The following is a 10021-nucleotide window of genomic DNA, read 5'->3' as shown; positions in this document are numbered from 1 at the left end:
AACTTTTTTAAAAAAAATAATATGAAATAGAAAAGGCTGAAATGATCAGCCTTTTATTATTAGCGAAACATAAGATTTATATTTTATTAATACCCTCACATAACTCTAATGCTAGTGGTTACATTACTGGTTGATGCAACCAGGAATAACGAACAGCAAAGTAGTATTCTTTATTAATGGCGCATGAATTAGTCATAGTAAATACCTACTAGTCTTTAGTTAGCCAAAGGAAGAAACACAGTCCGAAGATGAAGAACCCCAATGTCAAAGGAACAGAAAGAAAAAAATGTTCGACTACACCAAAGCTAAAAATGGTACCAATATTGGTTGAAATAAAAAATCCCATTACACTAAGTAGTATTGGAAAAATAGCCATGAAAAAAATGTATAGCATTACTTTCAAAACCTTGTGATTTTGGAAGAATCTACGTTTAAAAAAATCTTTGCTTGGACCACTTAAAATCATGCCTTCACCTATCGCCCATATAACTTATTAAGTTTGCCTGATGCTATTTCACTAAACTTTACGTAAATAGTGATTGCCGTTTTCGCTAATTGAATTTCAAGATGTTCGTTAATACGAATGTAATACCCTTTATTCATATTTAGATTTGTTGTTAATTCCTCGATAGCCTTATCAAAATTTTTTTCATCAATGTCTAACAATGACTCATCAGCACTGATGCTTAAATTAATTGTTTTAGCTATTTGTTCAAAAGTACGAACCATATTGAAACATTGGTCTATTTTTCTTTTCTTATTGATACCAGTACCATGAATACGTGTTTTAGGTGATTTCTCAACAAACTTAAAACTCCATATCGTATCGTATATACCGACTTGATTAGCAAGCACATCAATCAGTGATGAATTATTTGAAAGATCATTCATAACAGATAGTGCCTTACGTGCAGCATTAAGCCCAAACACTTTGCCGTTTTGTGTGCAGTACTTCGTATAGAACATTGTTTTGACCTCTAAACGATAGTTACTCTTACTGACAATCTGATTATAAACCTTGATCCAATAGATATTGCATAGTGTTAAATACAAAGGATCTTTATCAGTCTCTTTTTGTAGTTCTGGAAGTACAGCATTAAGATCTGAATGCTGGTTAAGCTGTAATATGCTTAATTGAACTTCTGGATCAAAGTTTACAAATACTTTTCTAGCATCAAGTAGCGCCGTAGCTTTATCATTAAATTCAAAAAACAACTCGTTTAGTATTTTATCTATTTCTGCCCTTTTCATAAGTGGCTAACTCCCAAAAAAAAACTCTATTGCCATTTCGCTTTCTATACAGGTCAGTGTAACTTCACCTGATTGCATGTAATTCAGTAGGTCATTACGCTTTTTTATCAGGTCCTTTTGTGAAGTAGACACATACAGATTAGTTGCACAATAGCTTTGAATCTGAGTGATCAACTTCATCTTTAAGCGTAGCAAGCTCATTGATAACCGCAGCGAGTTCTTTTTCTTGAATCAACATTTGAATACATCCTACGATTGAATAGACGAAAGGCCTGTAACCAGGCCTGGAAAATGATTACTTTGTATAAATCACATTCTTATATTGTGTTTGGAGCTTGTAGAACTCACGGTGAGATAGCTCTTTAGGGTTTTGAGCCATGATCGTATAAAACTTACGAATCTCTTGTTCCTTTTTTTCCGATGGTTCACTGATCTCAGCAATACGCACGGTTTCATACCAGCCGACTACTTGGCCATAGTCTTTAGATGCGATTTGCGCCGTAGAATAAAATACATAAGAAATAATGATGGTTGCAACACCAGTAATCGCTAGCAACGTAAATGTCGTGCGACCCCATGCAAGAAGCTTTGCTTTGTATTCATCAAGAGCAAGCAACCAAGTACCAACCATCGCAAGAGCTAAAATATCACCTAAAATCATTTTGGTTTTCCTTAAATAAATTCACCTTTCGCTTTTAATTATAGAAAATAAAACCCTTAAAACTTTTTTTCTAAAAACAATTATTCTTTTCTTAAAATATTTAAAAGGACTTATAAAACCACTTTAAGCTTTCTTAAAAACGCATACGCTGATTTTAATTGATTAAAATAAAATTCACTTTTTAATTTTTAGAGAAAAGTTAAAACCTTTTAAGGATTGATACTATGTATCTATTCCAATAGATAGGCGATCCCCTATGCACTCATTACCAGTTGACGCTAAATCAGTAAAACATTTTGCATCGAATCCTTTAAGTGATTGGGCAATAGGACTTGTCAAAGCTGATGCGGTGAATAACCACCTTAGTTTTGATGCTAACTGCACCCTTCAGTTAAGCACGGTTTTTGATTTTATTGCGATTGCGGATACCGAAGCAGAAGACTTTGAATCGCTGTTTTTAAGAGAGTTTGGTGAGGATTTCACACCATTAAGTCACCTTGAATATGAATCAGTGAATAGCTTGGCTGAAATGATTACATCGCAATATGAGACGGCGATCGAAACCGTTAGACACATCATTATTGAACGTGAATTGAACTAAGGAACTGGACGCATGAATAAGCTTGTACTTGCCATTGAGTCAGGGCGTATTACTGACGGAGAAGTTTTATTTTCACAGTTGAATCAGCTTAAATCTGGTCAAATACCCGATATGGTAAGTAGACAGCAATTTGCTGAATTGTCTGAAATGGTCAATGCCTACCAGGATGTATGGATGGATGAACCAGTAGCTTTTTTTCAGCCTATCCAAGACTTTTTAAAAGCGATTGATTTAGAAGTCTACAATGATTTCAGCACTGATTTTGACTTGTGGTACTACTACGAAGCACCAGAGCAAAAATACGAAGCAACAGTAGCAACTAAACCATTATTCACGGCACCAAAACTCACCGCTACTGGTGAAGTCTACAACTGTCTATTGACCGTTGAACAAGCTCAAAACTATCTAAATAAGGCAATTCAATTTGCTCGTGACCATAACATGCCAGTACCAAAGTCATGTAATGAACCGTTTATCGTCACAGATGGTTTAGAGGTTGGATCTGAGTTGATCTACTCAGGCGTAGGCACAGATAAAGCCGTATATACGGCAATACAGCTCATACAAGAGGCAATACTCAATAATGCTGGTAAAGAGCATGTGTTATGCCTAAGACGTTTTTCAAACAGCTTAAAACCATTGGTAAAGTCTGCATTAGGAAAGGAAGTTTACTTAACCAATTGCACACTAGGGAAGCTGGCAGATCTTCTTGATCGCCCTGAAACATGGTCAGAGTTCACAGAACACTTTAAACAAAACTAATCAAGCTCATTGCTTAAAACTTGGAGATACGAGAATGCAACTACACAATTTGAATCCTGGTACCGATAAAATTCGCCACATTCTGAAAACCGAGAGTGCTACATATAACGGCGTTCCGTCATGCGTAATCAATATCATTGGGCAAGCAAAAAAGACTGTTCCCAACTTTATTGAAGTGATTTTTGTTGAGGTTGTATTGTTTCATCCCAAAGATGGTGAAGTATACGAAATTGAAGTCAGTGCACCGTTACAGGTTGAGCCTGTTGCCGAAGCTCACCGCATTGGAATGTTCAATCCAAGCGAAGCCAGAGCGCTTATTGAGGGGGAAGTGCTGGATGTAGCAATCAACCTACAGCGCAAGGCAATTGAGGGAATGATAGAATATGATTTGCTCTCACAAGACGGCCTGGAGAAGTTCAACGCATGGAATGGGATCTCACCTGAAAGCCTATTGCTTGAAAGCTTTGAATGCGTGACCGAATACAATGGACTTCACAGCACACACTTTATGGCCAGCAAGGTGCAGCAAAAAGTAAACAAGTACCTTAAAGGAGATTTGTTCTAATCAGATCCATAAAAAAAGAGAGATTTACCCTCTCTTTTTTTGGCCATAGATTTATGGCCGTAAACGGTGTTTTTTAATTGATTAAAAAGGTTTTGGGTTCTTCAACCCATTAGGTTTTTTAACCAACCTTAATGCGATTTTTTGAGCCAGAATTGAAATAGCCATCAGCCCAACGATATAAGCTACGCATAGCAGTAAACTACCACCTTTAGTAGTCTGAATTATTTCATTCATTGGCATGGTAAGCTTGACGACTAAGCTAAAAACATACGCAAAAATTAGTAATAGAATTGAAAAAACACAAAACACTTTTGATAGATAGATCGCTTTAGTTTTTTTCATAATTGCACCATACGCCGAGTTAAATTAATCATTCAATAGCCCTGATTCGGATTGTTCAACCCATAAGATTAAATGAGGTGAGAAAGCCAAGTACTCCAGCTATACACATCACGAAAACAGCCCACAAAGATTGAGCGCCGTTAAACTGTAATGGCTTGGAATCATCAATCAACTTGAACACCCTTAAGATCCGCTGCATCACATTGTTTACACCAATCACAAAAAAGCCATAAATCACAGTAATGATTAGAAAATCATGTTGCTGGAGATGGTTACTTACAAGCTTCAACATATATAAGTAGACAAATATTGCTATTGAAGAAAGCGCATAAAAATATACAAATACACAAGGCAGATAAATTAGCAGATCTTTAGTTGTCGCACGTATATGTTCTGAACACTCATTTGATTTTTTCATTTAACAATATCCTCATTACAGATTTTTATAGCATTGGTATTTGTTCGATCAGTTGAGAACATAACTAAATGTTGTTTTTTCATAAGCATATCGACATCATCATTTAAGCTTTTTTCAAGCAAGAAATATTCAAAACCATTTAATCGACCATCACGGCACACTTCTTTTTTGGTCAGCATTGTATTAATGCTATTGAAGCCCTCATTACTTTCTTGCAAGCCTTTTAATTGAGATAAATAATCATGTTGTACTTTGGCTGGAACAGGAAATACAAAATAGAACAACAGTAGGTAGACCGTGACAGTTCCAATGAGTAGAGGTAATGCAGTTTTGCTATGAATCGGCAATTTTCTATAAATGTAATAGGTAGGAGCCACAGCTAGGTACATAAGCAGTAGCGGAAAGAACCAGACGGCATACATCACTCTTGAGTAGCTATCCCCCATTCCATGAAAGACCAAAGCCAAAACAACAACACTGGCTAACATAGCCAGTGGTATTAAAAGGAATTTTAAAGGTTGAGCCATAAACACCTGAAGCATTAAAAAGGAATGACTATCGAATTAATTTCATTAAAGAAACTGTAATCCAGTAGCTTATTGATGTTAGTAGATTTGCCCTTTCGTATCGTGCAGCAACCCACATTGAGATCTTGAAAATGAGGCAATAACGCACCAATACTGTTTGAATCAACATAAAAGACATCACGTTTAATTGAGAACGTCACTTTAGCTTTACGGTTATTGTCATTTAGCTTTACATGAAGTTCTTTGTTCTCATTTTTAAGAGAAGTAGAAAGGATTTTACAGTCTTGTTGAATACGCTGGTGAATAGCAACAACAAGGTCACTATAAGAGCTTGCATAAACGAATAGCTTGTCAGTTAAGACTTCTACACAACCATTGTTATATTCAAAATCTAAATCAATCATTACGCATTTCATTAAAGCCATTTCCACTACTCCAAGTTTTAAGCGTTGTGCTTATTTAATTTAATTATAGTGGAAAAGTTAGCTTATAAATTTTTAAAAAAAAATTAATGACCATGGTTTTTATTAAAATATCTATATAGACAATTAAGCTAATTAAGTGGGCAATTATGAATATGTTGGTAAATATAAAAAGAGAAGTGCAAGCATCTGAATTAGACTTTGTTGAAGTCGAAAAGCTAATTTTGCAATGCGAAAAAGCAAAATCGTCAATAAAGGTCATTTATGAAGCCATCAAAGATATTGAACTTGATGCTTATCAGATTGTGAGTGCAATCACTCGAAAATCATATTCATCATCATTCAACACTGAAGAATCTGCTTTAAAACAAATATCATCATGCTTCTGGAGGAAGTTAACTGAGATCATCAATCTTAGAAACTTCATATCTGAAAAAGAATATGATGCGTTGCAAGATAAAATTGTTCGCCATGAAATTGAAGATTTCACGATGGATAACGTGAATGTATTCTTAGAATCTATCTGGTCTACACGCCACATGGCATATGCACGTAAAGTTGATTCCTTGTTTAGCCAATTATCAAGCAAATACAAAACCAATCTTGGTGCTGGTATTAACCCGTGCGTGATCATTCATCACAATAGCTACCATTCTTATTGCAGAAGAGATAATTTAGTGGACGAAGTACGCTTTATAGCAAGGCAGTTATTTGGCAAACCTTTAGACCACACCAGATTAGATAAACTCAGTTTACACCGTGGTATCTGGCATAGCATTGATGATAATTTATTACGCATTAAGATCTACGAAAACGGTAACTGTCATATCTTGTTTAATCAATGCGTAGTTGATCGCATTAACCAGGTATTAAACCTGTTATATCCGAATCAAATTGGCATAGATCCAAATGTAAAACACAAACGCCGTGCGTATGATGAACCTATTTTGTAAAGCACATTAAAAAACCCTCAAAAACTATTGAGGGTTTTTTTAGCTATATACGGCACCAGTTTTTGCGATCGTGCCACTTTCATTTGTTTTTTATCCAAACCACTAAAGCGATGCCCCCTTTTGGTTTGTTGCTGTAAGCCACATTGCAATAAGTTCGTGTTCTGGTGTATCAGCAAGCACCGTCACGTTATAGCCACCGCTAAACTGGTGTAATTCAGCACAGTGCTCAACATCAGACGCCGTGAGTACCAATTCAACATCAAAATATTGAATCACTTTAAGCACCTGGTACTTAGCTTTAAAGAATCCGTTGTTTTCAGCTAATTTCATCGCTTCAGCAATGGTGATGTTTTCAAGTACAAGACGGTCTTGAGCTGGTTTATCTTCATATGTTTTAAAACTTAACAAAGATGCATTTTCATCAACGATATAAAGGTTGGCACATAACGCACGTTGCTTGATATGCTCGATTTTATATTCATGGTGATTCATATTTAGGATACTACGATCTAATAACAACAAGGCTATTTTAACTATGTTTTTAGGTCTAGAATCTTTTCACAAAAATACAATTCGACAGGATTAATCACTCAATCTATAAAAATTTTAATGTCAGGAATACCACTTTTAAGCAGTTGTACAAATCATTTTTATATAGCGCCATACAACACCAAAATAAAATGCTGTATCCCCTGAAGCTAGATAAGGTACAGGTGAATTATGTTTTTAGTATGGCAGAGGCAAACAATGAATAAAAATTGGTATATACAACCAATTCTAGAAGACGGCTTAATGTTCTTCTTATTCTAAGAAAACATGAAAGTAATTAAGTATAATTAAACGAACTAATTAACCCTTTAAGTATTATTAATGAATTACGGTGATTCATCTAATAGAAAAGCTTATTAAGACGCATACGATGTTTTTTAATTGATTAAAAAAAGATTGAAAATCTTATTTTCGAGAAAAGTTAGCCAGGTTGTTTTTGCTCATAAAATAGAACTATCAAAAGCAGAAAGCTTAAAACTTGGAGTGAACAGCATGTCAAATTTAAACGCTCAATCAGTACAGTTACAAGGCACTTTATATATCGGTTTCCCTAAAACTTTTAGCGGTGCTCACATGGAAAAATTGGTTGATGAAATATCAGATTACATCGACAACAACTGTGATTTAACCCTTGCTGATCTTCAAGCTGATAGTGATTATGCTCAACTTCAATTTCAACAGCACAAGCCGACATTGGCAGATAAAACAAATTTCTTCTTCATGGACGTTGAAATCTACGTTGCAACATTAAAAGAAAACTTTGGTCATACATCAGTACTCGACCAAGTTACCTCAGTAAATATCTTTGGCAAAAACCTTGAAGACATTTGCATGTTAATGGCTCAAAACGGCTACGCATACGACCGTATAGAAGATTGTTGGTCACGCGAACTTTCATAATTCAATTCACCCATACGCACGGATAACGTGCGTATGCCACTGAATCGCACTTGAGGATATAAACAATGCAAAACCTAATTACAGCGCATTGCGAGCTAACTATCAAACATGATGAAACACAGCAAAAAAATGTCGGGCCTGTTGTTGTGACGTTTGGGGCGATCTTTACTGCTGAGTCGGTGAATGAACTGTTTTGCGCTATATGCCAAGACGGAATCAGATTTAAAGCAATCTATAACCCCGACAATATGTATTTTTTACGCCATGAACTAAGCCCAATTGCTGATTTGTCAGTTAAGACAGACCAAGACGGCAACATTATTGTCAGTGTGATTGCATCCACTAGCCCATATTTTGAGATCAAAGTACTAAAAAATGGTTTTACCAACTCAGACACTTTAAACAGTTCTGCGATTCGCACGTTGATTCGCAACCATCAAAGCACATTCCAAGAGCAAATTTCTGACTACTTTGAAACAGACCCAATTTTTAAAACCATGCAATCAATTTTTGCACACACGTATTTAAGCCGATAAGGAACTTCACCATGACGACCGCTACTGCTACCGCTGAAAAGACCGTGTTCAAACGTGAAACGTTGGAGCTGAAGAACATCCATGTTTACACCCAAAACGACCGCATTAACCAAAACAGTCCCGTTGGCGACCGTGCATACGACAATGGATTAGTGAAAGACATCCTGTTCAGCCCTATCCTTTGGGCTACCCCTGAATTTTCATCTAGCTATGTCACTCAGATTCAAATTAAAGGCACACGCATTTATGATTCACTTTGCAGTTATACTGGCGTTCGCACCTATTTTTATAAGTTAGCTGACAGTGAGTTTGGGTGCATGTATCAAAAACGTCCGTACCCACAAAACGACTTTCTCTTAATTTTTGCAAACTTAACGCAAATGTTTAACGATGCAGTTTGTTACTTTGGAAACAACAGTAATAAAAACGTTTTTAAAGGTCTAAATTTTGACATCGAAAGTGGTGTTTCACGGTTCAATTTACAGCAACGTTTATTAGAGTTTTATAAGAAGTCTAAACGCCAATTGACCATCAGTGAAACAACAAGAGGAATGCTTGGTGACTCGAATCTTCGCTATAACATCTTTGTTCGCAACCAACCAAAATTGGACAAACACGGCAAGCCGTTAAAGTGCGCCAAAAAACTCATTAAGCTTTACAAAGAGCGTGGCACAGTTGCGATCTATGGCGGTGACTGCATTTCACCACTCAAGCTCGTTAAACACCAACAAATCAAGGTAGAGAGCGAAAATGGCAAGTTTTCATATACGACAGACTTCATCACGTTGTACTCAGTAGAACAAGACATGTACACCTTATATATTCCCTATTCAGTACTTGATGAAAGCTACGGAACAACTAATAAATTTTATGGTTTGCATCTCACCCAAGAAGAAGCAGAAAAAATCATCCCGAAATTATTAGAACGTACTCAAAGGTATTTAAACCATAAAAAAGATTAATACCCTTGCGTTGATCAACTAATTGATCAACTGCTGGCTTTATAAACGCAAACGATGTTTTTTAATTGATTAAAATAATTCAAAACTTAATTTTGCTAATTCAGCACCCATACTTTTACTAATGCATTTCCATCAAGCCTTAATTCAAACCATATTTAATTAACAATGAATTAACACCACTACGGCGTTATTTCTTTAATGTGGTATATGGATTTACCAACCCCCTACTTGTCTATGGCTAATTGTTCCAGTGTCAGTTAAAAATAAAATATAATTCATTCTCAAAAAATGAAAATTTGTTCACAAATGGGAACGCGAAGCAGCCTTAATTTTAAAAATACCAGTTCATCTAGACTAAATTTGAGTAAGTCTGATTAATATTGAATAAAAACCTAAGTTTTTCGCCGTATGTTTTAATCTTCAAGGGTTTAACTTTAATGAAGTTTTTTTTAAATAAACTAATTTAGTGAGTTTTGATCGTTATAATGGTTTTATCTCGAGGCATATTGCCTTAAACTTGGAGCCGTGTGATGTTAAAACTATCTAGTATCTTTTCTCATGAAGCTAGGGCA

14 protein-coding genes are annotated in these 10021 nt (G+C 35.6%); 7 read left to right on the top strand and 7 right to left on the bottom strand.

All coding sequences use genetic code 11. The features are described from left to right. Positions 1 to 474: 474 nt before the first annotated feature. Positions 475 to 1251: a hypothetical protein gene (locus tag Aba26S_RS19830; RefSeq protein ID WP_043041670.1), complete on the bottom strand. Its 777-nt coding sequence runs from the start codon at positions 1249 to 1251 to the stop codon at positions 475 to 477. Positions 1252 to 1546: 295 nt separating this feature from the next. Continuing rightward, positions 1547 to 1912 (bottom strand): hypothetical protein, encoded by a 366-nt coding sequence (locus tag Aba26S_RS19825; RefSeq protein WP_024160924.1) that lies wholly within the window; start codon positions 1910 to 1912, stop codon positions 1547 to 1549. A 256-nt stretch (positions 1913 to 2168) separates the two neighbouring features. Here Aba26S_RS19825 and Aba26S_RS19820 point away from each other — a divergent pair, with 256 nt between their 5' ends. From Aba26S_RS19820 to Aba26S_RS19810, 3 genes are read left to right on the top strand one after another with little or no spacing between them, the layout of a single operon-like run. Then, positions 2169 to 2513, top strand: coding sequence for a hypothetical protein (locus Aba26S_RS19820; RefSeq protein ID WP_024160923.1), 345 nt, complete (start codon positions 2169 to 2171; stop codon positions 2511 to 2513). Positions 2514 to 2525: 12 nt separating this feature from the next. Next, entirely contained in the window at positions 2526 to 3275 is a 750-nt protein-coding gene (locus Aba26S_RS21535; protein ID WP_024160922.1) for a hypothetical protein, read from the top strand. A gap of 34 nt (positions 3276 to 3309) precedes the next feature. Further along, the gene (locus Aba26S_RS19810) at positions 3310 to 3840 is read left to right on the top strand and encodes a hypothetical protein (RefSeq protein WP_043041671.1); all 531 of its coding nucleotides are present in this window, start codon (positions 3310 to 3312) and stop codon (positions 3838 to 3840) included. Positions 3841 to 3921: 81 nt separating this feature from the next. On the opposite strand, the gene Aba26S_RS19805 is transcribed toward Aba26S_RS19810, so the two are convergent. From Aba26S_RS19805 to Aba26S_RS19790, 4 genes are read right to left on the bottom strand one after another with little or no spacing between them, the layout of a single operon-like run. Next, positions 3922 to 4182: a hypothetical protein gene (locus Aba26S_RS19805; RefSeq protein ID WP_043041672.1), complete on the bottom strand. Its 261-nt coding sequence runs from the start codon at positions 4180 to 4182 to the stop codon at positions 3922 to 3924. A 55-nt stretch (positions 4183 to 4237) separates the two neighbouring features. Continuing rightward, entirely contained in the window at positions 4238 to 4600 is a 363-nt protein-coding gene (locus Aba26S_RS19800) for a hypothetical protein (RefSeq protein WP_043041673.1), read from the bottom strand. Further along, on the bottom strand, positions 4597 to 5127 hold the full coding sequence (locus Aba26S_RS19795; protein ID WP_024160920.1) for a hypothetical protein: 531 nt from the start codon (positions 5125 to 5127) through the stop codon (positions 4597 to 4599). The genes Aba26S_RS19800 and Aba26S_RS19795 overlap by 4 nt, the downstream gene beginning before the upstream one ends. A gap of 14 nt (positions 5128 to 5141) precedes the next feature. Next, entirely contained in the window at positions 5142 to 5543 is a 402-nt protein-coding gene (locus tag Aba26S_RS19790; RefSeq protein WP_155770358.1) for a hypothetical protein, read from the bottom strand. A gap of 155 nt (positions 5544 to 5698) precedes the next feature. Between Aba26S_RS19790 and Aba26S_RS19785 the strand changes: the two genes are divergently transcribed. Next, on the top strand, positions 5699 to 6502 hold the full coding sequence (locus Aba26S_RS19785; protein ID WP_043041675.1) for a DUF4942 domain-containing protein: 804 nt from the start codon (positions 5699 to 5701) through the stop codon (positions 6500 to 6502). A gap of 102 nt (positions 6503 to 6604) precedes the next feature. Here the strand turns inward: Aba26S_RS19785 and Aba26S_RS19780 are convergent, their stop codons facing one another. Next, positions 6605 to 6994, bottom strand: coding sequence for a hypothetical protein (locus tag Aba26S_RS19780; RefSeq protein WP_228135115.1), 390 nt, complete (start codon positions 6992 to 6994; stop codon positions 6605 to 6607). A gap of 549 nt (positions 6995 to 7543) precedes the next feature. On the opposite strand from Aba26S_RS19780, the gene Aba26S_RS19775 reads away from it, so the two are divergent. The 3 genes from Aba26S_RS19775 to Aba26S_RS19765 all read left to right on the top strand — a co-directional run bounded on the left by Aba26S_RS19775 (position 7544) and on the right by Aba26S_RS19765 (position 9449). Then, complete coding sequence (locus Aba26S_RS19775) at positions 7544 to 7951, top strand: hypothetical protein (RefSeq protein WP_043041676.1); 408 nt, start codon at positions 7544 to 7546, stop codon at positions 7949 to 7951. A gap of 65 nt (positions 7952 to 8016) precedes the next feature. Then, positions 8017 to 8487 (top strand): hypothetical protein, encoded by a 471-nt coding sequence (locus Aba26S_RS19770; protein WP_043041678.1) that lies wholly within the window; start codon positions 8017 to 8019, stop codon positions 8485 to 8487. A gap of 11 nt (positions 8488 to 8498) precedes the next feature. After that, positions 8499 to 9449 carry a hypothetical protein gene (locus Aba26S_RS19765; protein WP_043041679.1) on the top strand — a complete coding sequence of 317 codons (951 nt, stop codon included), beginning with the start codon at positions 8499 to 8501 and terminating at the stop codon, positions 9447 to 9449. Positions 9450 to 10021 lie beyond the last annotated feature (572 nt).

This window comes from Acinetobacter sp. NBRC 110496, assembly GCF_000876115.1.
In the GTDB taxonomy this organism is placed as follows: Bacteria; Pseudomonadota; Gammaproteobacteria; order Pseudomonadales; family Moraxellaceae; genus Acinetobacter.
The sequence above is the reverse complement of the archived record's forward strand: the minus strand, read 5'-3'. Positions and strand labels throughout refer to the sequence as shown.